Source organism: Arthrobacter sp. 10N418, from assembly GCF_056394725.1.
Genome location: NZ_JBFTIK010000012.1, coordinates 1 through 21623, shown reverse-complemented (window position 1 = coordinate 21623; position 21623 = coordinate 1). Strand labels below are relative to the sequence as shown.

Below are 21623 nucleotides of genomic sequence, written 5' to 3'. Positions count from 1 at the left end.
TGATCCCGGACAACCGTGCCCGGGAGAATGGCCTGGGAGGAACAGTGCATCAGCATCACAACGGACTGAAAACCGCGGCCCTTTTCGGGGTGCTGTGGGCGGTGTTGCTTGCCTTGGGTGCGCTGATCGGAGCGAGCACGCGCAGCGTGGCCCCCATCTGGATCATGGCCCTGGTCGGGGTGGGCACCACGGCGTATGGGTACTGGAACAGCGACAAGATCGCCATCCGGTCCATGCAGGCCTACCCGGTGACGGAGGCCGAGGTGCCGCAGCTGTACCAGATCGTCCGGGAACTCTCCGTCCGGGCCAACCAGCCGATGCCGCGGATCTACCTCTCGCCCACCATGGCCCCGAACGCCTTTGCTACCGGCCGGAACCCGCAAAACGCTGCGGTGTGCTGCACCGAAGGCATCCTCCGGCTCCTCGACGCCCGCGAACTCCGGGGCGTGCTGGGGCACGAGCTCATGCACGTCTACAACCGGGACATCCTGACGTCCTCGGTGGCGGCCGCCGTCGCCGGTGTGATCACGTCGGTGGGGCAGATGCTGCTGTTCTTCGGCGGCGGTGACCGGCGCAACGGAAATCCGTTGGCCATGATTGCTATGGCGTTGCTGGCACCGTTTGCCGCGTCGCTGATCCAGATGGCCATCTCCCGCACCCGGGAGTTCGACGCCGACGAGGACGGTTCGTCACTCACCGGCGATCCGCTGGCGCTCGCCTCAGCCCTGCGCAAGATCGAGCAGGGCGTGCAGCTGGCGCCACTGCCCCAGGACCAGAGGCTCGTGAACGCCTCGCACCTGATGATTGCCAACCCGTTCCGCGGCGGCGCCATGGTCAAGCTGTTTTCGACACACCCGCCGATGAGTGATCGGATCGGCCGCCTGGAGCGCATGGCGGGCCGGCCGCTGCTCTAGCCATTGTGCGACGCGCAAATAGGCTGGCGACGCGCAAATGGGCTGGCGCACTCGGTATTCCGGTGTCGCTAGCGCATTTGCGCGTCGAGGGAAATTTTGCGTGTCGCCCGGTGCTTAGCTGCGGAAGTTCACGAATTGCAGATCGGCTTCGTCGAAGCCCTTCAGGATGTTCATCGTCTCCTGCAGGTCATCGCGGGACTTGGACGTCACGCGCAGCTCGTCGCCCTGGATCTGGGACTTGACGGACTTGGGGGCCTCGTCGCGGATGAGCTTATTGATCTTCTTGGCCAAGTCCTGGGCGATGCCTTCCTTGATGGTGGCCTCGAGCCGGAACTCCTTGCCGGAAGCGTAGGGCTCGCCCGTGTCCAGGGACTTCAGCGAGATGCCGCGGCGGATGAGCTTTGACTGCAGTACGTCCAGGACGGCAAGCACGCGCTCTTCGGAGTTGGCCTTCATCAGGATCTTCTCGCCACTGAAGTCAACCTCTGCGCCTACGCCCTTGAAGTCGTAGCGCTGGACCAGTTCCTTCTGCGCCTGGTTCAGCGCGTTGGCGACTTCCTGCTTGTCTACCTTGCTGACGACGTCGAATGTGGATTCGCCTGCCATGAATGTCCTCCTGATGATTGCCGGGTGCCTGTTGAAAGGCCGAGATGTCTGCATTCCAGACTAGTACGGATGCCCATGATGTGAAGGCCGGCCGGGACAACCACGTTTCACAGTCCGCTCAAAGCTGAAGCAGGGCGGGAACGAAGCTTTGCCGGCCAGAGTTGCAGGGGTTGGAAGAGTTCTTCGAAAGGCACAGCTCATGCACCGCAACGCCGTCCACTACGTCACCCGCTCCACCGCCGCAGCCACTATGGCCGCGGCGGTGACCTCCGTGGCCGCAGCCGCGTTGGCAGGCTCCATCATCCTTAGCCCGGCCGCCGATGCGTCGGCCCGGATGGAAGGTGTCCACGCGGACCTGGCCCGCGCGGTGCAGCTTAACCAGGTCACAGAGGCGCAGGCGGCGCGGTTTGAAACGAAACTCGCCGGCCGCATCCTTGGAGAAGCCTGATATTCCGGGGTTTTTGGGCCGGTCGGGCGCCGATTCGATTCTTCGGCGGAAGTTCTGTAAAGTTGTCTTGCCCGCGGTTGCTGGAAGCGGAACGGACTGGAAACAGGCGTTCTGGCCAAAGAAGCCGCGAGTGATCTTCTTTTGAAGTTCGGCAGATTACCCGAGCGGCCAAAGGGGGCTGACTGTAAATCAGCTGGCAACGCCTACGGGGGTTCGAATCCCTCATCTGCCACCCTTGGAAAAGCCTCCGGAACCGACAGGTTCCGGAGGCTTTTTCTTTTGATCAGGCCTATGCGGTCTAGTCGAGGGGCAGTGTTATCGTCACGGACGTTCCCGAAGCGGACGACTCGATAGTCATGTGACCGCCGGCGACGTCCACAGCGAGGCGCATGAGGCGCAGGCCCATGCCGGAATGCCTGCCGCTGGTGGCTGACGCGATGTCGAACCCGCCGCCGTTGTCGCTCACTTTAAGCTGGACGGCGTGGCTGACGCAGCCCAGCCTGACCGTCACCGATGAGGCTTCCGTGAATTTGTAGATGTTGCTGAGGAGTTCCTGCGCCGCCCGATAGAGCAGCGTTGCGGACTGCCGGTCCACTTCCATTCCGTGGTGCGGAGTCTCGAAATGCACCGCTGTCCCGCGTTCCTGGAGGGGAAGGGTTATCCGGTGAATTGCGCCGGCCACGCCAAGAGCATGGAAATCGACCGGATGTGTATCAGTGAGAACCCCACGTACGGCGACCACTTCGTCGCTTAGTAGTGATTTCATAGTGCTACTGTGCGCGGGGGTCCTTGGCTTTTCCTTGTAGAATCCTTCCTGCCGTTCCCCCGGGTGGAAGGAGCGCGGGTCGGCCGACGCTCTCTTCCGCGCAGGGCCGCCGACGTAGTGACGCCGGCCGGTTGCGGAGGCCCCCGGAACCGGCGGCCGTTCGGTATAGTGCCCGTCATGGATGACACGTTGGACGGGAAGGCGATTCTGCACCGGTACCTGAGCACCCGGCGCGCCGACCTCCTGGGAAAGCTCGACGGGCTCGACGAGTACGACGCCCGCAGGCCGCTCACACCGACCGGAACCAACCTGCTGGGCCTGGTCAAACATGTGGCGAGCGTTGAACTGGGGTACTTCGGCGAGGTCTTCGGACGGCCCAGCAGCGTCGAGCTGCCGTGGCTGGCGGACGGGGCCGAGCCGGACGCCGACATGTGGGCAACTCCGGATGAGACGCGCGGGCAGATCATCGAGCTGCACCGGACGGCCGCAGCCCACAGCGACGCCACAATCGACGCCCTTCCGCTGGACGCGCCGGGTGAGGTTCCGTGGTGGCCGGAAGAGCGGCGGCACGTGAGCCTGCACCAGATTCTGGTGCACATGTGCGTTGAGACTGCCCATCACCTCGGACACGCCGACATCCTCCGCGAGCTGATCGACGGAACGGCCGGACAGCGTCCCGGCGATCCCAACCTCTCCCCGCGGAACCCGGCGGAGTGGGCCGGACATCGGGCCGCGATCGAGGCGGCTGCGCGTTCCGCGCAGTCGTCGGCCAGACGGACGTAGAGGACCCAGGGAACCTTAACCCGGCAAGACCGGCAAGACCGGCAAGGCCGGCGCGTTTCGTTCGGAGAATCTCCGCGTTTGCGCGGATGCCGGAGTAGGGTGGTGCCGTTCGCCGTCGAATCTGAGGAGCAAAAGTGAAGTCGTTTGCCTGTGGTGATGTAGTGCCCGGTTGCGAGGCCCGCTGGGTCTGCAGCACGGACGATGAAATCCTGGTCAACGTTGCCGCGCACGCCGCGTCGGCCCACGGACTGGTCGAGCTGCCCGCGGACCTCGTCCAGTCGGTCCATAAAGCCATCGTTCCGGTTAGTTGATTCCTGCGGCTGACGGCTCGCCTCCCGGCTCCGGCGCGTCCACGGCTCCGGACTGGGAAGAGCTCCTGGCGGCCGCCTGCCGCGGCGAAGGCCTGGCCGCGGCCTACCAGCCCATTGTCGACACCGCGCGCGGCACGGTTGTCGGGTACGAGGCACTTGCGCGGTTCCCCGGTTTCGCAGAGAAGAACCCGGAAGTGTGGTTCGCGGCCGCGCGCTCCCACGGGAAGGCTGCGGCGCTGGAAACGGCCGCCCTGCGGACCGCGCTCAGGCACCGGGCGACGCTGCCGGCCAATTGCTTCCTGACCCTGAACATCTCACCGGAACTGCTGTCCACGGAGAGCGTCCGGAGCGTGTGGCGGCAGGAAGGGTCCCTGGGCGGGCTGGTCATCGAACTGACCGAACAAACCCCGATTGACTCCTACCTGGAGCTCGAGCCGGACCTCAACCAGTTGCGCGCCGCCGGCGCGCTGATCGCCGTCGACGACGCCGGAGCCGGCTATGCGGGGTTGCGGCACCTGCTGGCCCTGCGGCCCTCGTTGATCAAGATTGACCGGGACCTCATCCAGGACGTCGACCGCGACGAAGCCAAGCGCGCCCTGGTCAGCATGCTCGGAACGTTTGCCAGCCGTGTTGACGCGTGGATCCTCGCGGAGGGCGTGGAGCGTGTGGAGGAGCTCGATGCCCTCGTTTCGCTCGGTGTTCCGCTGGTTCAAGGCTATTGCCTGGCGCGCCCGGGCCCGCCTTGGGCGCAACTCGATGTGGACCTGGCCCACCGGCTGGCCTCGCAGCGGCCCGTGGTCCACAAGACCGTTGTCCGGGACGTCCTGGAACCGGCGTCGACGGCCCACAGCGTAGCTGCGGCGGCGGAAGCATTCGCCGCAAACCCCGCTTTGCAGTCAATGGTGTTGATCGGCGACCATCTGCGGCCCATTTCGGTACTGGACGCGGACATGGCGTCCCTGGGCATGGTGAGCCCGGGGATGCGCGTGAACCTCGATACACCGATCAGCGAAGCGCTGGAGCGGTCGATGACGCGGGTCCGGGCCAGCCGGTTCGAGCCGCTGCTGGTGACGGACAACGCGGGCCGGTTCGCCGGCATCGCACGCATGGAGCGCATGATCACGGCGCTCACAGCTACCGGATAGCAGACCCCTCGCGCAAAAGCGCCTGCCACATGGATACTGGCGGATGAGCAAGATCAATGATCACCGGGCCGCACTGGCGCACCTGGATGACTGGATGCCCTACCTGAACGCCAACAGCGGGCTGCCGGGGCCACGCGGGAACCTGGAGCTTGTCGCTGCCTGCGGTGAGGAATCCGACGTCGCGCGAGCAGAAAAACTCATCGCCAGCGGCGATGAGTTCGCAACTGTGTGCGGTCTGGTGGCGCTCGGCCGGCACCTCGGGTCCGGCGATGACAGGTACGTCGATATGCTGCATTCACGGGCCGCTGATCCCCGTTGGCGGGTGCGGGAAGGCGTCGCCATGGCACTGCAGCGGGCGGGCGACGACGATCCGGAGAGAGCTTTCACGCTGGCCGATTCCTGGGCCCGCGACCCGGATCCGCTCGTACGGCGCGCCGCCGTCGCGGCCGTCTGCGAGCCGCGACTCCTGCGCAACCCGGCATACGCGCTCCGGGCGCTCGCCCTTCTGCGCGACGTGACGACGGATCTGGCAAATACACCTGACGTTGACCGCCGGTCGCCGCCGGTGCGCACACTCCGCCAGGCCCTCGGCTACGGGTGGAGCGTCGCCGTCGCGGCCCTCCCGGCCGAAGGCATGCCGATGTTCGCGCAGTTGGGCCGGAGCCCAGATCCCGATGTTGCCTGGATCGACCGGGAGAACCGCAAGAAGGCACGGCTCAAGCGGCTAGTGGACGGTCAGCCCTGACATTTCCGCCAGAACTGCCCCTGGATGCGGACTTTCCCAAGGGTTCAGCCCTGGCCGCCGAGGAGTTGGTCGGTGGCGGGGTCGGGTACGCCGCCGAAATACTGGGCCAGGACCGCCCGGAAGACCGGTTCCTCCGGGGCCGCCCGCAGAAACAAGGTCATCGAGGAATGCAGCTTCCGCGCGTCGATGCCGCCGAAGATGCGGACTGCGGTCAGCCCTTCGAGGGCAGCGACGGTTCCAGCACTTTCCAATAACCGCGGACCCAGCACCGGGTCCCGAAGATAGGCCCTGGCCTCGTCCAGGGAGGAAATGGCGTACTTCCGGGAGGTCGCGCTCTGCCCCAGGCCCTCGATCTGGGGGAAGACGAACCACATCCAATGGCTGCTCTTGGAGCCGGCCCGGAGTTCCGTGATGGCGCGCCGGTATGTTCCGCCCGAGTCCTGGGCGGTCGCGAACCGTTCGAGGTTGTAAGGGTCCTCCATGGTTGCTTCCTTCCTCGGTCTGGTCCTCGGCCGGATTCTTGGCCTGGTTCACGGCCGCAGATACGGGCTGTGCCGGTCAGGTTCCCCTGGCATGTTCCCATTTTGCGGGCCGGGCGTATCGTATCCCCTATGGCGAGCGTCCTGGAAATGGTCGGCGTGGTGAAGCGGTTCGGGCCGGTGACAGCCCTGAACGGCTTGGATTTTTCCGTCGAGGCAGGCGAGGTCCATGGGTTCCTGGGGCCCAACGGTTCGGGCAAGTCCACAACGATCCGGCTGCTGTTGGGGATGCTCCATTGCAACGCGGGTTCGATCCGGGTGCTGGGCAGGGATCCCTGGCGTGATGTCGCCACCGTGCATCGGCGGCTCGCTTACGTTCCCGGCGATGTCGCGCTGTGGCCCAACCTGACCGGCGGCGAGGTGATCGACCTCCTCGGACGGCTCCAGGGCGGCCAGGACGCTGCCCGCCGCAGCCGTCTCCTGGACGTCTTCGACTTGGACCCGACCAAGAAATCCCGGGCCTACTCCAAGGGCAACCGCCAGAAAGTGGCACTGATTGCAGCGCTGGCCACCGACGCCGAGCTCTTCCTGCTGGATGAGCCCACCAGCGGGTTGGACCCCCTGATGGAGGACGCGTTCCGCGGGTGCGTCCGGGACCTGCGGGACCAGGGCCGCACCGTGCTGCTCAGCAGCCACATCCTGAGCGAGGCGGAAGCCCTCTCGGATCGCGTCAGCATCATCCGCGAGGGCCGGGTGGTGGACACCGGCAGGCTCGAACAGCTGAGGCACCTGACCCGGACCTCGGTTACCGCCGAGGTTGCGGCCGTGCCCCAGGGCTTGGATACGCTGCCCGGGGTCCACGACGTCGTCATTGCCAACCACCGGGTCAGTGCCCAGGTCGAACCCTCCGGACTGGCCCCGCTGATGCGGGCGCTGACCGACGTCGGACTCCTCGCGCTGACCAGCCAGCCGCCGACGCTCGAGGACCTTTTCCTGCGCCACTACGGACCCGCGGGCCGGTCACAGCACGCACCCCCGTCTGTGCCCGCGGCGCACGCGGGACAGTCGGACGATGCGTGAAACCCTGGCCGGAACCGGTGTCCTGATCCGGCTCGGCCTGCGGCGGGACCGCTGGCTGCTGCCAGCCTGGATCATCGGGTTCGCCGCGACCACCTACTCCACGGCCGTGGCCGGAGCGGAGCTGTACCCCGACGTCGGAAGCCGGGTCGAGGCGGCCACCGCTCTCAACGCCACCGCATCCCTGGTCGCGCTGTTCGGCCGGATCTACGACCCCGCGTCGCTCGGTGCCCTGTCCCTGATCAAGTACACGGCCTTCATGGCCGCCATCCTCGCGGTCCTCATGGTCGTCATCACCGTCCGGCACACCCGCAGCGATGAGGAATCGGGACGGTTGGAACTGCTCGGCGGCGGAAGGCTGGGGCGCGATGCCCCGCTCGCCGCGGCCCTCGTGATCAGCTGGGGTGCCAGCCTGGTGCTCGGGCTGGTGACCGCCGTGTCCCTGGCCGCGGGCGGGCTTCCGGCCGCCGGGTCCTTCGCGTTCGGGCTGGGCTGGGCGGCCACCGGGATGGCGTTCAGCGCGGTCGCCGGGGTGGCGGCACAGCTGACCTCCAGCGCCCGGGCCGCGACCGGACTCAGCGTCGGGGTCGTCGCCGTGACCTATGCGCTGCGGGCTGTGGGCGACCTCGCCGACCCCGGACCGTCCGCGTTGTCCTGGCTGTCACCGATCGGCTGGAACCAGCAGATCCGTGCCTTCGCCGGGGACCGCTGGTGGGTGTTGGCCCTGCCGCTGGCGCTCTGCGTGGCCCTCGTGCCGGTAGCCCTTGCGCTCCGGGCACGGCGCGACCTCGGCTCTGGCCTGCGCGAGGAACGCCCCGGCCCGGCCCGGGGCTCGCTCAACGGTGTCCGGGACCTGGCCGTCCGGCTGCAGTTCCGCGTCCTGCTGTCCTGGTCCGCGGCGTTCGTCGTGTTCGGGGTGGTGATCGGTTCGCTGGTCAGCAACGTCGCGGATCTGCTGAGTTCCGCCAACGCCCAGGACCTGGTCAAGACGCTGGGCGGCAGCCAGGCGATGACCGACGCGTTCATGGCCGCTGAAGTCGGCATCATGGGCCTCCTTGCCTCGGCCTACGGACTGTCCGCCACCGCCCGCCTGCGCGAAGAAGAAACAGCGGGCCATGTCGAGGCGCTGCTGGGTACCGCCACCACCCGGACACGCTGGGCCACGAGCCACTTCGCGATGGCCCTGGCCGGCGTCGCGCTGCTGATGCTGCTCGCCGGTGTGTCGGTCGGCGCCGGCGCCGCGGTAGCCCTGGCGGATGGCAGCCAGTTCGGGCGGGTCACGGTGGCCGCCGTCGCCCAGATCCCTGCGGCCTGGGTCCTGGCCGCGGCTGTGCTGGCCGTGTTCGGCTGGGCACCGCGGCTCACCGGCGCGGTCTGGGGACTGCTGCTCGCCTTCGTGGCACTGGGGGAGTTCGGCGTGCTGTGGAACGCGCCCGAGTGGCTGATGGACCTCTCCCCGTTCCGCCACTCACCGCTGCTTCCCGTGGATTCCAGCGCCGTCGGCCCGCTGCTGGGCCTCACTGCGGCCGCTGCGGCGCTCGCCGCACTGGGCTATGCCGGCTGGCGCCACCGGGACCTGGCCGCATGAGGGCACCAACTGAACGTGGTCCCGCACGACGGTGCCATCGCTCCGGAGGCGCCGGAGCCTGTCTGCCATGATGGCGGGATGGACATGACCGAAAAACCCTGGACGTCCGGGTCCGCCGCGGCCCTCGAACTTGTGCAACTTCCTCCGGCCGTGCTGAACGCGCTCGCCGACGGCGATCTGGACGCTGCGAGCGCCGTGACGGCCCTTGACCTGACGCCCTACCTTGCGGGCGCCGAATGCGTCGGCACGTGGCGGAGGCGCCGGGACCAGATTGCCCGGCGTCCCGCCGACGCGGCGTGGGTGACGCGGGTGGTGGTCGAGAAGGATTCCGGACAGGTGGTGGGCCGGGCCGGCTTCCACGGGCCGCCAGACGGAGCCGGCATGGTCGAGATCGGCTATTCGATCGACCCCGTGCACCGCCGCCGGGGCCACGCCCGGGGTGCCCTCATGATCCTCCTGGCGACGGCGAAGCGTCACCCGGGCGTCGCCGTCGTCCGGGCCACGGTGCGTCCGGACAATCTCCCCTCCCGGCAGCTGTTGGACCAGTACGGGTTCCGCGAAGTGGGGGAGCAGTGGGACGACGAGGACGGTCTGGAGACGATTCTCGAAGTGCCGGCGAAGGGCCTGGCGGCGATTGAAGCTGGCCGCGACGCCCGCTAGAGTCTGCGGATGACTCAGATGGGCACCACTTTGACGGGCACTGTCCGGATCCGGGTGCTGCGCAGATCCGACGCAGAGCGACTGAGCGCCGCCTACCGGCGGAACCGGGAGCACCTGGCACCCTGGGAGCCTGTGCGGGCCGAAGAGTTTTTTACTGCCGCGGGGCAGGCCGCCAGCATCGACGCGAAACTCGCTTTGTTCATCGCCGGTTCGGACGTCCCATGGGTCCTGTTGGACGGTGATGTGGCCATCGGCGTCATGAACGTGAGCGGCATTGTCCGCGGACCGTTCCTCAGCGGTCACCTCGGATACTGGGTGGACAAGGATGTCACGGGCCGCGGAATCGGTTCGGCCGCGGTCGAGTTCGCTGTGGAGGCCGCACGCGACGAGCTCGGGCTGCACCGGCTACAGGCCGCGACTCTCCCGCACAACGCAGCCTCCCAGAAGATCCTGAAGCGGGCCGGGTTCGAGGAGATCGGACCGGCCCGCGACTACCTCAGGATCGCCGGGTCGTGGCAGGACCACATCCTGTACCAGCGCATCCTGTTCTGACGCACGTAGATGCCCTCGAGCTCCAGAAAGCGGGGGCGGTCGTCGTCGCGCCCGGCTCCCGCGGATGCCCAGCCGACGATGTCCGTGCCGTCACAGGCCACCCATACATCCGGCGCTGCCGCGTCGAGGAGTTCCCGCCATTTCGTCTCCCGGGGACCTTGTTCAAATCCTGCCAGGGTCTCCGCCGGCAGCAGGCGGGCGTAGCATTCCCGCCAGGCCAGGCCAGGCCTGGACGTGGGCGATGCCGGCGGCGTCGTCGACGACGGCGGCCCGGACCGCGAGGTGTTGCGTCACCCGGCGAGGCTACTACGGCACGACAACGGCCATTGCCAGCCGTGCCGATCCGGGTACCTTGAGAGCCATGAGCATCTTCCTCGTAGGCGGCGGCCCTGACACCGTGACCACGCCCGTGATCTTCGACCGGTTCACGGAAGAGGCCCGTGCGCAGGCCGCGGCAGGCGGGAGTGAAATCCCGCGGATTGCCGTGGTGCTGGTGGACAACGAAGGCAGCTCGGCGTACTTCCTGCCGGCCTACGTGCAGCCGATCGAAGCCAGGACCGCGTGTGAGGTAAACGTCGTGCTGCTCCGGCCTGGCGGTGCGGCAGATCCGGCAGTGTTCAACGGAGTTGACGCGATCGTCGTCGGGGCGGCCCCACCCCGGTCTACCTCACCGGTTTGGCGGACTCCGCGGAAGCCATCAGGGGGGCCGTCGCGGCCGGCACGCCGTATCTTGGTTTCTCCGCAGGCGCCATGATCGCGCCGCAGCGGGCCATTATCGGCGGCTACCGGGTCGGCGGCGTGGAGGTCTGCGCCGAGGAATGCTCGGAAGGCCTCGATGAACTCGACGTCCGCGACGGACTGGGCCTGGTGCCCTACGCCGTCGACGTGCACACCGCCCAGGCGGGCACCCTCAGCCGGGCCGCGGCCGCCGTGGTCCACGGTCTCGTGGACAAAGCCGCGGCCGTGGACGAGAACACCGCGCTGGTGCTGCCCCACGCGGATCCGCACGAGCAGCGCGTCATCGGCACGGGCAACTGCTGGATGATCCGCGGCCCCGGGCACAAAGCCACTCTCTCGATGCTGCCTGCCGTCTGACCCGGCCGGGTGACCCTGCCGTCTGACCCGGCACGGCCGGTGTCCGGCGTCACCGGAGAGGGCACCGGCGAAGGCGCCGGAAAAGGCACCCCTTGGCGACTTAGTTACTGGCAAGTAACATTGTGCGCATGCATCTGCTGCTGCGCACCCTCATCCTGCTGTTCAGGTCCTCCCGGCGCCCGCCGCTGAGCATCTGGGACACGTCGTCCTTGCCGCTCCGGGTCCTGCCGACCGATATCGACATCGCGATGCATGTCAACAACGGCATGTATTTCTCGCTGATGGACCTTGGTCGGTTCGACCTCATGGCCCGCAGCGGAGTGTGGAAGAAGATGCGCCGCCGCGGTTGGAGCCCGGTGGCCGCGGGGGAGACCATCGCCTTCCGCCGTTCCCTGCAGCTGTGGCAGCAGTACACGATCGAATCCAGGATCATCGGACTCGATGCGAAGGCCATCTACTTCGAGCAGCGCATGGTGGTCGACGGCGAGATCTACGCCCGCGCCCACATCGCCACGCGACTGGTGTGCAAGGGAAAGCCGGTCAGCCAAGAGGAGATCATCCGCGAATTCGGCGCGCCGCCGGCGGATCTGGAATTGCCCGGGTGGATCCACGAATGGCGCGAAACCAACGCGCTGCCCGGCGCCCGCCGTCCCGCGCCGCACGTCTGGGCCTGAGTCCGGGCCCGGGGATGGCAAATCCGGCAGGGTGAGCCATCAGCGAAATGCGGGGGACATCCCGGACGGCCTCGCGTACCGTTGACTCATGGCAACCGTAGACATTACAGGTGAACAGTTCGCAGCTACCGTCGAGGACAACGACATCGTCCTCGTCGATTTTTGGGCCGAATGGTGTGGCCCGTGCAAGCAGTTCGGACCCACATACTCAGCCGTTTCCGAGAAGCACCCGGACGTGGTGTTCTCCAAGGTGGACACCGAGGCAGAGCAGCAGCTCGCCGCGGAGGCAGGCATCACGTCCATCCCGACGCTGATGGCCTTCCGCGAAAAGGTGCTGGTGTTTTCCCAGCCGGGCGCGCTGAACGCCCAGCAGCTCGAACAAGTGGTTGACGCCGTCAAGGCCCTGGACATGGACGAGGTCCACGCGCACGTGGCGCGCTCGCAGGCCGAGGCTGCCGCCGCGGCGGGCACGCAGGACGGATCGCAGATCCCGGAGGCCTAAGCCCCCTTTTCCGGACGGCTCCACAACTTCCGGACGGCTCCACAAACAACGCAGGGTCACTTTGCACCCAGGATCTTCGGATCAATCGGCGCGAAGTGGCCCCGCGTTGTTCGGTCGGGAGGTGCTAGGGGCGTTGTTCGGTCGGGAGGTGCTAGGGCTTCTCGAGTTTGACGGGTTCGGCCAGCAGCGCGCTCAGGGACTCATTGAGATCCTGGACCGCCGTGCCCTTGGAGTGCTTGTCCAGCTCCTCCTGCGAGGCCCACTGCTCGGTCAGCACCAGCTTGTCCTCGGTGGCTTCGGTGAGTTCGTACCGGATGCAGCCGGGCTCGTTGACCACCTCGTCGATGGCGATTTCCAGGGCGAGCTTCACGCGGAAGAATTCGCCCTCGTTGGGAATGAAGGTGGCCAGCAAGTCAATGGGTGCGCTCATGGGTTTCACCCTACCGGGCAGCGGCCCCGGTTTCCTGAAGATTTCATAGGACCTCCTACCTTTGGTCTTCTTTTGCCGCCGCACTGTTGGTAGCGTCACAGAATGCTTGCTTACACAGCCGGGGACACTGACGTCCCGCTGCTCGAGGAAACCATCGGCGAGAACTTCGAGCGTATCGTGGCCCGGTTCCCGTTCCACGACGCCCTGATCGAGGCTGCGGCGGTCCCGGGAGAAGAGGCCCGGCGATGGAGTTACACCAAGCTGAACGACTAACGTCGACCGCCTCGCCCGTGCGCTGCTCGCACTGGGCGTCGCCAAGGGCGAACGGATCGGCATCTGGAGTCCGAACTGCGCCGAGTGGACGATCCTGCAATATGCGACGGCGAAGATCGGCGCGATCCTGGTCAACGTCAACCCCGCGTACCGCAGCCACGAGCTGGAGTTCGTGGTCAGGCAGAATGGCATGCGGATGCTGGTTTGTGCGCCGTCGGAGAAGAACAGCGACTACACGGGAATGGCCCGGCAGGCGTTGGCGGCATGCCCGGAACTGCGCGAGCTGATCTTCCTCCCGGATGCCGGCGCCGACGGGCTCAGCGCCGGCGACCCTGAAAATGAGGCGGAGCGGACGTACGCCGAACTGCTCAAGCGGGCTGACGACGTCGGGCATCCGGCGTTGAAGGCCCGCATGGCGGAACTGGACCCGCACGACGCGATCAACCTGCAGTACACCTCCGGCACGACGGGCTTCCCCAAGGGCGCCACCCTCACGCACCACAACATCCTCAACAACGGCTACTCGATCGGCGAGCAGCTCGGCTACACCGAGCACGACCGGGTGGTGATCCCGGTGCCGTTTTACCACTGCTTCGGCATGGTGATCGGGAACCTCAACGCCCTCAGCCACGGTGCCGCCACCATCATTCCGGGACGGGGATTCACTCCTGCCGCGGCCCTGGAAGCTGTACAGGATTTCGGCGGGACCTCCCTGTACGGAGTGCCGACCATGTTTATTGCCGAGCTCGCCCTGCCGGAGTTCGCGTCCTATGACCTCTCGACGCTGCGTACCGGCGTCATGGCCGGCTCGCTGTGCCCCATCGAGGTGATGAACAGGGTCATCTCGGAGATGAATATGACGGACGTCGCCATCTGCTACGGGATGACGGAAACCTCACCGGTGTCCACAATGACCCGAAGCGTCGACACCATGGCCCAGCGCACCGAGACCGTGGGCCGGACCATGCCGAATTTGGAGAGCCGGATTGTGGACCCGGTGACGGGAGAAGTGTTGGAGCGCGGCGGGATCGGCGAGCTCTGCACGCGCGGCTACGCCGTGATGCGGGGGTACTGGAACCAGCCGGACAAGACGGCCGAGGCGATCGACGCCGACGGCTGGATGCATACCGGGGACCTCGCCCGGATGGACGATGGCGGGTACATCGTGATCGAGGGCCGGATCAAGGACATGGTGATCCGCGGCGGCGAGAACGTCTATCCGCGCGAAATCGAGGAATTCCTCTACACCCATCCGGATATCCAGGACGTGCAGGTGATCGGCGTCCCGGACGCCAAATACGGCGAGGAACTGATGGCCTGCGTCATCCTCAAGCCCGGCGCGGAGCCCTTGGATGCCGCGCGCCTGGCGGAGTTCTGCCGGGGGAAGCTGGCGCACTACAAGATCCCGCGCTACGTGGATGTGCGCGAAAGCTTCCCGATGACCGTCTCCGGCAAGATCCGCAAGGTGGACATGCGCCAGGAAGCCGTGACCCGGCTGGGCCTCTAGACCTCGTCGGGCCCGGGGCGGGGGCGTTGTTTCGCGGCGGGATGGTTCTTCCGGGGGCACTATGGTCGCAATGTCCGACGCCGGCGCCCTGGTTGGCGGAGTGTCCGCGTCAAAGAGCCCCCCCGGAGCGCGGCCAGCCCCGATGGTTTCGGGCGGTCAGTGGTGGCGGTGGTCCTGGATGGTCATGCGCGGACCGAAGGTCGGTTTGCGGAAACCGCTGAGCCCCAGCATGCGGACCACGCGCTGCCGGTGGCCGGCCCATGGCGCCAGCAGCCGCACCATGCCCGCGTCATCCGTGCGCCGCCCGGTCAAGGCCGCACCCACGTACGCCGCCAGGTGGTAGTCGCCCACCGCAATCGAATCCGGGCAGCCGTGCGTCCGCTGCACCACCTCGGCTGCCGTCCAGACACCGATCCCGGGGATGGCCTGCATCTTCGTGGCGGCCTCCACGGCAGGCAGGGCGGCGAGCCGTTCAAGGGCGACGGCGGAGCGCAGCGCGCGCATGACGGTTGCCGAGCGCTGGGGCCCCACCCCGGCCTTGTGCCATTCCCAGGACGGGATCCGCAGCCATTGCTCGGGCGTGGGCTGGATGACCAGGTTGGCGGGGCCGGCCGTGCCCGCGCCGGGCGCCGCCGTCCCGAAGCGGTACATCAGGTAGCGGTAGCCGCGGCGGGCCTCGATGACGGTGACCTTCTGCTCCAGGATGGTCGGCACGAGCGAGTCGATCATGCGGCCGGTTGCGGGCAGGCGGACGGTGAGGTTCCGGCGTCGGGCGTCAACCACGATGCGGGGGAGCGTGGCCTGGAACGCCGGCTCGTCGAAGGCTGACCAGTCGTCGTCGCGGCCGAGCAGCCGGGGGACGGAGTCCATGGCGTCGTCGGCGCCCGGACCCCAGCCCTGGGCGTCAATGAACGGCGCGGAGTCCGGGCCGCCGGCCGTAAGGCGCAGGGTGGCCGGGCCGGCCGGGGTCGTGAAGGCCAGCCAGACACCGTCCGGGGCAACGCGGATCGCAGGGTCGCCGTGGCCCCTGCGGAGCGTCCCGAGCGTCTGCAAGAGGTCGAACGGCCCGTCCGGGTGCCACCGCAACGAGGCGTCCGCCGCGGCGGCCAAGCCGGCGGGGACGTCTGCGATGGTCATTCGACCATGTTCCCATGTGCGCCGGGCAGCCGCGGAAACGGGCCGCAGAATGCGGCCACAGAACCGCGTGCCAATCGGCACTCCCCCGCCGGGGGTCCGAAGACTAGAATCCGGGTGAGGCGCGGACCGCCCGTGCCTGCTTTTTTGAGGTCCTGGGATTGTCAGGTGGTTGCGATGGCTGGTGGCGTTGTGCATTTCGAGATTCCCGCGGACGACGAGAACCGTGCGCGGGAGTTCTACAGTTCTGCGTTCGGATGGGGCTTCCAGGTCATGCCTGAGATGGAATATAGCCTCGCCATGACCACTCCGGTGGACGAACACGGCCGGCCTGCCACCACCGGATCCATCAACGGCGGCCTGTTCCGGCGCAGCGGCGAGCTGACCGCTCCCGTGGTCACGGTCGACGTCGAGGACATCGATGCGGCGCTGGCCAGGATCGGCGCCCTGGGCGGCTCCGTTCTCCGGGGAAAGATGAAAGTTCCCGGGATGGGATGGAACGCGTACTTCAAGGACACGGAGGGAAACGTGGTCGGCCTGTGGCAGAACGCCGTGCCCGAGGGCGGCGGCAGCGCAGGAGCCAACGACATCGGCGCCTGAGCTGCGGCGCCCGGAGTCAGTGCCCGCCCGTCACCAGCCACAGCGCCACGACGGCGAGCGGAACCGTGAGGACGACGGCGGCGAGGCCGGCCAGCGCGAAGCCACCCCAGCGGATCTCCACGTTCAGCGTGCGGAGCCGTTCGTGCCACAGCAACGTGGCCAGGGACGCCCACGGGGTCACGAGCGGGCCAAGGTTGACCCCGATCAGGAGGGCCGCCAGCCGCGCCGGCGATCCGCCCACAGGCTCCAGCGCCAGGTAGGCCGGCAGGTTGTTGACCACGTTGGAGGCCCCGGCGCCCAGCCCGGCAAGCTGCAGCAACGCCGGCAGGCCTTCCCCCGAGCCGGCGATTCCGGAGAGGAACCGCGTCAGCCCGTTGGCATGTAGCGCCTCCACCACCATGAACAACCCCGAGGTCAGCATGAGCGGCCGCCACGGGATCATGGACCAGCGCAATGACGCGCGGCGCCGCCAGAGGAACAACCCCAGAAGGACCGCCGCCGCGGCCAGGGCCGGGAACTGCACCGGCACGCCGGACACAAGGGCCGGCAGCAGCACCGCCATGACGCCGGCGGCTGAAAACAGCAGCACCCGGTCCCGCACCTTGTGGACAGGCTGCGGCCCGTACCCGCCGCGGAGGTCCTTCCGGAACGCCAGCCAGAGCAGCGCCAGCGGCACCAGGATGCCCACAAGTGCGGGCGCCCAGACCAGCCCCGCGAAGGCGGCGGGGCTCAGTTTGAGCCGGTCCTGCGCGAGAAGGTTGGTCAGGTTGGAGACCGGCAGCAGCAGCGACGCCGTGTTGGCCAGCCAAATGGTGGTCAGCGCGAACGGCAGCGGCGGAATGCGGGCGTGGACTGCGAGCTGCACGACGACGGGAGTCACCAGCACCGCCGTCGTGTCCAGCGACAAGAACACCGTGGAGACCGTGGCCAGGGCGATGACGAGCAGCCACAGCAGCACAACCCGGCCGCGGCCCAGGGCGGCGAGGCGCTCCGTGACCACCCGGAAGAGCCCGGCGTCGTCCACCAGCTCCGTCACGAGGGACATGGCCACGACGAACGTCAGCACCGGCACCGTGCGGGCGGCCAGCTCCTGGAAGGCCGGGACCGGGAGCAGTCCGGACGCCAGTGCGGCGGCCCCGGCCAGCAGCATGCCCGCGGGCAACGCGTAGCTCCTGAGCCTCTTCAGCCAAGCCATACTCTTCACGGCCCAATCGTCGCACCTGCCGGGCCGCGGCGCCGCGCCGACGTGCCTCCCCGGCCGGAGACGGTAACTTTGTACCTATGAAGTACGCCCAGTCCATATTGGACCTCATCGGCCATACGCCGCTCGTCAAACTCAACCACGTGACCGACGGTATCGCCGCCACCGTCCTCGTGAAGCTGGAATACCTGAACCCCGGCGGTTCCATCAAGGACCGGATCGCGGCGAAGATGGTCGAGGAAGCCGAACGCACAGGCAAGCTCCTGCCCGGCGGAACCATTGTGGAGCCCACCTCCGGCAACACCGGAGTCGGCCTGGCCCTCGTCGCACAGCAGAAGGGCTACCGCTGCATCTTCGTGGTCCCGGACAAAGTGGGCGAGGACAAGCGGGCCGTGCTTCAGGCGTACGGGGCCGAAGTGGTGGTCACCCCCACCGCCGTCCCGCCGGACAGCCCGCAAAGCTACTACGGAGTCTCGGACCGGCTCGTCACCGAAATCCCCGGGGCTTATAAGCCGGACCAGTTCTCCAACCCGGCCGCCCCGGCCAGCCACTATGAATCCACCGGCCCGGAGATCTGGAACGACACGGACGGCAAGATCACCCACTGCGTAATTGGCGCAGGTACCGGCGGCACCATCACCGGCACCGGGCGGTACCTCAAGGAAGTCTCCGCAGACCGGCCCGCGGCCGAGGGCGGTGTCGTCAAGATCATCGGCGCGGACCCCGCGGGGTCGGTCTACTCCGGCGGCACGGGCCGGCCGTACTTCGTCGAGGGCGTCGGCGAGGACATGTGGCCGGCCAACTATGACAAGTCCGTCCCGGACGACGTCATCGCCGTGAGCGACGCCGATTCCTTCGCGATGACCCGGCGGCTGGCCCGCGAGGAAGGCCTGCTCGTGGGCGGGTCCTCCGGCATGGCCGTCGTCGCCGCGCTGCAGACCGCGCAGGACCTGCCGGCGGACGCCGTCGTCGTCGTCATCCTGCCGGACTCCGGCCGCGGCTACCTGGCCAAGATCTTCAACGACCAGTGGATGCGGTCCTACGGGTTCCTGGCCAGCGGGGATGAAGCCTCCGTGGGCGAGATCCTCAAGGCCAAGACCGGAGAACTGCCGGACCTGGTCCACATTCACCCCAACGAGAGCGTCCGCGACGTCATCAACATCATGAACGAGTACGGCGTCTCGCACATCCCGGTGCTCTCCCAAGAGCCTCCGGTGGTGATGGGCGAGGTCCTCGGCGCCGTGGATGAACGCACCCTGACCGCCAAGCTTTTCCGCGGCGAGGCCAAACTCTCCGACAAGATCTCCGAACACATGGAGGCGCGGCTGCCCGTGATCGGCTCACTTGAATCGATCTCGACGGCCCGCGAACTCCTCTCCGACGCCGACACCCTCATGGTGACGTTCGTCGGCGCTCCCGTGGGCATCCTGACCCGCCACGACCTCCTCGCCTACCTCAGCAACTGACCCGCCGGCCGGTTCCGCCCTCGCGGCGGTTCCGGCCACCGGCCGAAAGGATTCCACATGTCTTTGCCAGAAAAAACAGGTTTCAACACCCGCGCCGTCCATGCCGGCCAGGCTTTCGAACCGCGCACCGGTGCCGTGGTCCCGCCCGTGCACTTTTCCTCCACCTACGCCCAGGACGGGATCGGCGGCCTGCGTGCCGGCTATGAGTACGGCCGGGGCACCAACCCCACCCGTGACTCGCTGCAGGAACAGCTGGCCGCACTCGAAGGCGGGTCCGCCGCGTTCTCCTTCAGCTCCGGCCTCGCCGCCGAGGACTCCATGATCCGCGCCCTGACCCGGCCCGGCGACCACATCGTGCTCGGCAACGACGCCTATGGCGGAACCTACCGCCTGATCAGCCGCGTGCTGGGGGAGTGGGGCATCGGCAACACCCCGGTGGACATGTCCAACCTTGACGCCGTGGCCTCCGCCATCGCAGCCGGCGGCAAGACCCGCCTGGTGTGGGTGGAGACGCCGTCGAACCCGATGATGAAAATCACCGACATCGAGGCCCTCGCCAAGCTGGCGCACGACGCCGGAGCCCTCCTGGTCGTGGACAACACCTTCGCCTCGCCGTACCTGCAGAACCCGCTCGCGCTCGGCGCCGACGTCGTCGTGCACTCGACCACGAAGTACATCGGCGGGCACTCCGACGTCGTCGGCGGGGCGATCATCGTCAACGACGCCGAGCTGGCCGAGAAGATCGGCTTCGTCCAGTTCGCCGTGGGCGCCGTCTCCGGCCCGATGGACGCCTTCCTGACCACCCGTGGCCTGAAGACCCTCGGTGTCCGCATGGACCGCCACAGCGACAACGCCCAGGCCGTGGCCGAATGGCTGCTGAAGCGTCCCGAAGTCGAAGCCGTCCTGTACCCGGGCCTGCCCTCGCACCCCGGCCACGAACTGGCCAGGAAACAGATGAAGAAGTTCGGCGGGATGATCTCCGTGCAGTTCAAGGGCGGCGAGGCCGCTGCGCGCAAGGTGGCCGAATCGACCTCCGTGTTCACCCTGGCCGAATCCCTGGGCGGCATCGAATCCCTGATGAACTACCCCTCGGAAATGACGCACGCCTCGGTCAAGGGCACCGAACTGGCCGTACCGGTGAACCTGATCCGGCTCTCCTGCGGCATCGAGGACGTCGAGGACCTCATCGCCGACCTCGAGCACGCCCTCTCAACCCTCGAGACAGGCAACTAACAACCCGTGACGATCACCATGAGGGCCACGGCCTCCACCACGCGCGGCCGGCTTGCGACGGCGGCCGGCGCGCTCGCCGTCGTGGCGGCCCTGGTGGTGCTGTACTCCGCGTATATCCCGCTCATGAACGACTTCGAGGTCTACTTCTACGGCGGCAGCCGCGTGCTGCAGACCGGGGAGACAGGCGTCAACGAACTGTATGCGATCCGGGACGGGCTGCCGTTCACGTACCCGCCGTTTGCGGCGCTGCTGTTCGCGGCCCTGGCATCCCTCGGCCAGGGCGCCGGCAGCCTGGTGTTCATCGGCGCGGCACTGCTGGGCGCCGCGGTTGTCTCGGCCTGGCTGGCACGGCACTACTTCCGGCTCGGCGGCTGGCGGGACGCCTTTGCGGACTGGCGGTTCAGGGCCGTGGCGCTGGCCGGAACCGCGGCGGTCCTGCTGCTGGGACCCTGGCGGGACACCTTCGACTTCGGCCAGATCAACATCATCCTGATGGGCCTGATCCTGGCGGACTTTGCGCTCCACGGAAAGTCGCGGGCGCGGGAAATGCGCTGGCCGGCCGGGTTCCTGATCGGCATCGCGGCCGGCATCAAGCTGACCCCGCTCGCGTTCGGGCTGTATTTCCTGGTCCGGCGGGACTTCAGGGCCCTCGGCTGGATGGCTGCGGGGTTCTTTGGCTCCATCGCCCTGGCCTGGGCGCTGCTGCCCACGGCATCGGTGACGTTCTGGACCAAAATCCTGCCGGACACCGGGCGGATCGGCGGTCCGGCCTACGTCGACAACCTCTCGGTCAAGGGCCTGCTGCTGCACCTGGGACTGCCCGATTCCGGCCTGACCAGCGTGGTGTGGCTCGTGCTGGCGCTGGTCCTGGCCGCGGTCGCGGCGCTCGTCATCCAATGGGCCGTCGCCGCGGAGGAGAACTTCGTGGCCGTGTCCGCCACCGCCGTGCTGATGCTGCTGGTCAGTCCCGTGTCCTGGTCCCACCACTGGGTGTGGATGGCCGTGGCGCTGCCGTGCATGGGATTCGCCATCCACCGTGTCCCGTCCCGGGACGGTAAGATGCGCCTCGCCGGCTGGATCATCGTCGCTTTCTCCGCCATGGCCTTTTACCTGACGCCAAAATACCTTGCCGTCATGGCAGGAGCGCAGGTCTGGGGCAAGGATCCGCAGACCCAATGGCAGCTCATCGTCGCCAGCCTGGGCGTTGTGTGCGGCATGGCGATGCTGGTCTACTGGGCGCTGGCCTACCGGCCGTCCCGCGCCGCGCTGCGCACGACCATCTAGCTGTATTACCCACGGAGGTTGGTGACATTCGGCGTGGTGGGGTGACATGAAGAAGACCTCCGAGTGGAGTGGGGCTTGTCTAGAGTCCAGTTCCACAAACGGAGGTCTTCGTGTCCCACCCTAATGCTTTTCTCGCGCCGAAGGGCCGAC

At 67.6% G+C, this 21623-nt stretch carries 25 protein-coding genes, 1 tRNA gene and 1 pseudogene; 20 read left to right on the top strand and 7 right to left on the bottom strand.

Annotated elements, in window-relative coordinates:
- Positions 1–44 precede the first annotated feature (44 nt).
- Positions 45–914, top strand: coding sequence for a zinc metalloprotease HtpX (gene htpX / locus AC1DCZ_RS11095; RefSeq protein ID WP_476974620.1), 870 nt, complete (start codon positions 45–47; stop codon positions 912–914).
- Positions 915–1028: 114 nt separating this feature from the next.
- Here the strand turns inward: htpX and AC1DCZ_RS11090 are convergent, their stop codons facing one another.
- On the bottom strand, positions 1029–1520 hold the full coding sequence (locus AC1DCZ_RS11090) for a YajQ family cyclic di-GMP-binding protein (protein WP_476893948.1): 492 nt from the start codon (positions 1518–1520) through the stop codon (positions 1029–1031).
- Positions 1521–1719: 199 nt separating this feature from the next.
- Here AC1DCZ_RS11090 and AC1DCZ_RS11085 point away from each other — a divergent pair, with 199 nt between their 5' ends.
- Both AC1DCZ_RS11085 and AC1DCZ_RS11080 read left to right on the top strand, forming a co-directional pair.
- A complete protein-coding gene (locus tag AC1DCZ_RS11085; protein ID WP_476974619.1) occupies positions 1720–1968 on the top strand; it encodes a hypothetical protein in 249 nt (82 codons plus the stop codon).
- Between the two features lie 150 nt (positions 1969–2118).
- Positions 2119–2200: transfer RNA gene (locus AC1DCZ_RS11080), tRNA-Tyr, on the top strand.
- Positions 2201–2266: 66 nt separating this feature from the next.
- On the opposite strand, the gene AC1DCZ_RS11075 is transcribed toward AC1DCZ_RS11080, so the two are convergent.
- Positions 2267–2734: a sensor histidine kinase gene (locus AC1DCZ_RS11075; protein ID WP_476974618.1), complete on the bottom strand. Its 468-nt coding sequence runs from the start codon at positions 2732–2734 to the stop codon at positions 2267–2269.
- 177 nt (positions 2735–2911) lie between these two features.
- Here AC1DCZ_RS11075 and AC1DCZ_RS11070 point away from each other — a divergent pair, with 177 nt between their 5' ends.
- From AC1DCZ_RS11070 to AC1DCZ_RS11055, 4 genes are all read left to right on the top strand, one after another.
- The gene (locus tag AC1DCZ_RS11070; RefSeq protein ID WP_476974617.1) at positions 2912–3517 is read left to right on the top strand and encodes a DinB family protein; all 606 of its coding nucleotides are present in this window, start codon (positions 2912–2914) and stop codon (positions 3515–3517) included.
- Between the two features lie 134 nt (positions 3518–3651).
- A complete protein-coding gene (locus AC1DCZ_RS11065; RefSeq protein WP_476893952.1) occupies positions 3652–3828 on the top strand; it encodes a DUF1059 domain-containing protein in 177 nt (58 codons plus the stop codon).
- Complete coding sequence (locus tag AC1DCZ_RS11060; RefSeq protein WP_476974616.1) at positions 3825–4973, top strand: EAL domain-containing protein; 1149 nt, start codon at positions 3825–3827, stop codon at positions 4971–4973. Before AC1DCZ_RS11065 ends, AC1DCZ_RS11060 begins: the two co-directional genes overlap by 4 nt.
- Before the next feature lie 43 nt (positions 4974–5016).
- A complete protein-coding gene (locus tag AC1DCZ_RS11055) occupies positions 5017–5718 on the top strand; it encodes a HEAT repeat domain-containing protein (RefSeq protein ID WP_476974615.1) in 702 nt (233 codons plus the stop codon).
- A gap of 44 nt (positions 5719–5762) precedes the next feature.
- On the opposite strand, the gene AC1DCZ_RS11050 is transcribed toward AC1DCZ_RS11055, so the two are convergent.
- On the bottom strand, positions 5763–6200 hold the full coding sequence (locus AC1DCZ_RS11050; protein ID WP_476974614.1) for a DUF1810 domain-containing protein: 438 nt from the start codon (positions 6198–6200) through the stop codon (positions 5763–5765).
- 129 nt (positions 6201–6329) lie between these two features.
- Between AC1DCZ_RS11050 and AC1DCZ_RS11045 the strand changes: the two genes are divergently transcribed.
- The 4 genes from AC1DCZ_RS11045 (at position 6330) to AC1DCZ_RS11030 (ending at position 10074) form a co-directional block, all read left to right on the top strand.
- Positions 6330–7277 (top strand): ABC transporter ATP-binding protein, encoded by a 948-nt coding sequence (locus tag AC1DCZ_RS11045; protein WP_476974613.1) that lies wholly within the window; start codon positions 6330–6332, stop codon positions 7275–7277.
- Positions 7270–8862, top strand: coding sequence for an ABC transporter permease (locus AC1DCZ_RS11040; protein ID WP_476974612.1), 1593 nt, complete (start codon positions 7270–7272; stop codon positions 8860–8862). Before AC1DCZ_RS11045 ends, AC1DCZ_RS11040 begins: the two co-directional genes overlap by 8 nt.
- A gap of 84 nt (positions 8863–8946) precedes the next feature.
- Positions 8947–9522, top strand: a complete 576-nt coding sequence (locus AC1DCZ_RS11035; RefSeq protein ID WP_476974611.1) for a GNAT family N-acetyltransferase — start codon at positions 8947–8949, stop codon at positions 9520–9522.
- 9 nt (positions 9523–9531) lie between these two features.
- Entirely contained in the window at positions 9532–10074 is a 543-nt protein-coding gene (locus AC1DCZ_RS11030; protein WP_476974610.1) for a GNAT family N-acetyltransferase, read from the top strand.
- 162 nt (positions 10075–10236) lie between these two features.
- Here the strand turns inward: AC1DCZ_RS11030 and AC1DCZ_RS11025 are convergent, their stop codons facing one another.
- Positions 10237–10368: a hypothetical protein gene (locus AC1DCZ_RS11025; RefSeq protein WP_476974609.1), complete on the bottom strand. Its 132-nt coding sequence runs from the start codon at positions 10366–10368 to the stop codon at positions 10237–10239.
- Positions 10369–10435: 67 nt separating this feature from the next.
- On the opposite strand from AC1DCZ_RS11025, the gene AC1DCZ_RS11020 reads away from it, so the two are divergent.
- The 4 genes from AC1DCZ_RS11020 (at position 10436) to AC1DCZ_RS11005 (ending at position 12345) form a co-directional block, all read left to right on the top strand.
- Positions 10436–10828 carry a hypothetical protein gene (locus AC1DCZ_RS11020; protein WP_476974608.1) on the top strand — a complete coding sequence of 131 codons (393 nt, stop codon included), beginning with the start codon at positions 10436–10438 and terminating at the stop codon, positions 10826–10828.
- The gene (locus AC1DCZ_RS11015; RefSeq protein WP_476974607.1) at positions 10750–11169 is read left to right on the top strand and encodes a Type 1 glutamine amidotransferase-like domain-containing protein; all 420 of its coding nucleotides are present in this window, start codon (positions 10750–10752) and stop codon (positions 11167–11169) included. The genes AC1DCZ_RS11020 and AC1DCZ_RS11015 overlap by 79 nt, the downstream gene beginning before the upstream one ends.
- Positions 11170–11297: 128 nt before the next feature.
- A complete protein-coding gene (locus tag AC1DCZ_RS11010) occupies positions 11298–11843 on the top strand; it encodes an acyl-CoA thioesterase (protein WP_476974606.1) in 546 nt (181 codons plus the stop codon).
- Between the two features lie 88 nt (positions 11844–11931).
- Entirely contained in the window at positions 11932–12345 is a 414-nt protein-coding gene (locus tag AC1DCZ_RS11005) for a thioredoxin family protein (RefSeq protein WP_476893963.1), read from the top strand.
- Positions 12346–12496: 151 nt separating this feature from the next.
- Here AC1DCZ_RS11005 and AC1DCZ_RS11000 read toward each other — a convergent pair whose 3' ends face one another.
- A complete protein-coding gene (locus AC1DCZ_RS11000; protein WP_476893964.1) occupies positions 12497–12775 on the bottom strand; it encodes a putative quinol monooxygenase in 279 nt (92 codons plus the stop codon).
- Between the two features lie 102 nt (positions 12776–12877).
- Between AC1DCZ_RS11000 and AC1DCZ_RS10995 the strand changes: the two are divergent.
- A pseudogene (locus AC1DCZ_RS10995) lies at positions 12878–14555 on the top strand (AMP-binding protein).
- Positions 14556–14711: 156 nt separating this feature from the next.
- Here AC1DCZ_RS10995 and AC1DCZ_RS10990 read toward each other — a convergent pair.
- The gene (locus AC1DCZ_RS10990; RefSeq protein ID WP_476974605.1) at positions 14712–15692 is read right to left on the bottom strand and encodes a DNA-3-methyladenine glycosylase family protein; all 981 of its coding nucleotides are present in this window, start codon (positions 15690–15692) and stop codon (positions 14712–14714) included.
- A 174-nt stretch (positions 15693–15866) separates the two neighbouring features.
- Between AC1DCZ_RS10990 and AC1DCZ_RS10985 the strand changes: the two genes are divergently transcribed.
- Entirely contained in the window at positions 15867–16289 is a 423-nt protein-coding gene (locus tag AC1DCZ_RS10985) for a VOC family protein (RefSeq protein WP_476974604.1), read from the top strand.
- Positions 16290–16305: 16 nt separating this feature from the next.
- Here the strand turns inward: AC1DCZ_RS10985 and AC1DCZ_RS10980 are convergent, their stop codons facing one another.
- Positions 16306–17484 carry an ArsB/NhaD family transporter gene (locus AC1DCZ_RS10980; protein WP_476974707.1) on the bottom strand — a complete coding sequence of 393 codons (1179 nt, stop codon included), beginning with the start codon at positions 17482–17484 and terminating at the stop codon, positions 16306–16308.
- Positions 17485–17570: 86 nt separating this feature from the next.
- On the opposite strand from AC1DCZ_RS10980, the gene AC1DCZ_RS10975 reads away from it, so the two are divergent.
- The 3 genes from AC1DCZ_RS10975 to AC1DCZ_RS10965 are packed head-to-tail and all read left to right on the top strand — an operon-like array spanning position 17571 to position 21473.
- Positions 17571–18956, top strand: coding sequence for a cystathionine beta-synthase (locus AC1DCZ_RS10975; RefSeq protein WP_476974603.1), 1386 nt, complete (start codon positions 17571–17573; stop codon positions 18954–18956).
- Between the two features lie 57 nt (positions 18957–19013).
- Positions 19014–20189, top strand: a complete 1176-nt coding sequence (locus AC1DCZ_RS10970; RefSeq protein WP_476974602.1) for a cystathionine gamma-synthase — start codon at positions 19014–19016, stop codon at positions 20187–20189.
- 6 nt (positions 20190–20195) lie between these two features.
- Positions 20196–21473, top strand: a complete 1278-nt coding sequence (locus AC1DCZ_RS10965; RefSeq protein ID WP_476974601.1) for a glycosyltransferase family 87 protein — start codon at positions 20196–20198, stop codon at positions 21471–21473.
- Positions 21474–21623 lie beyond the last annotated feature (150 nt).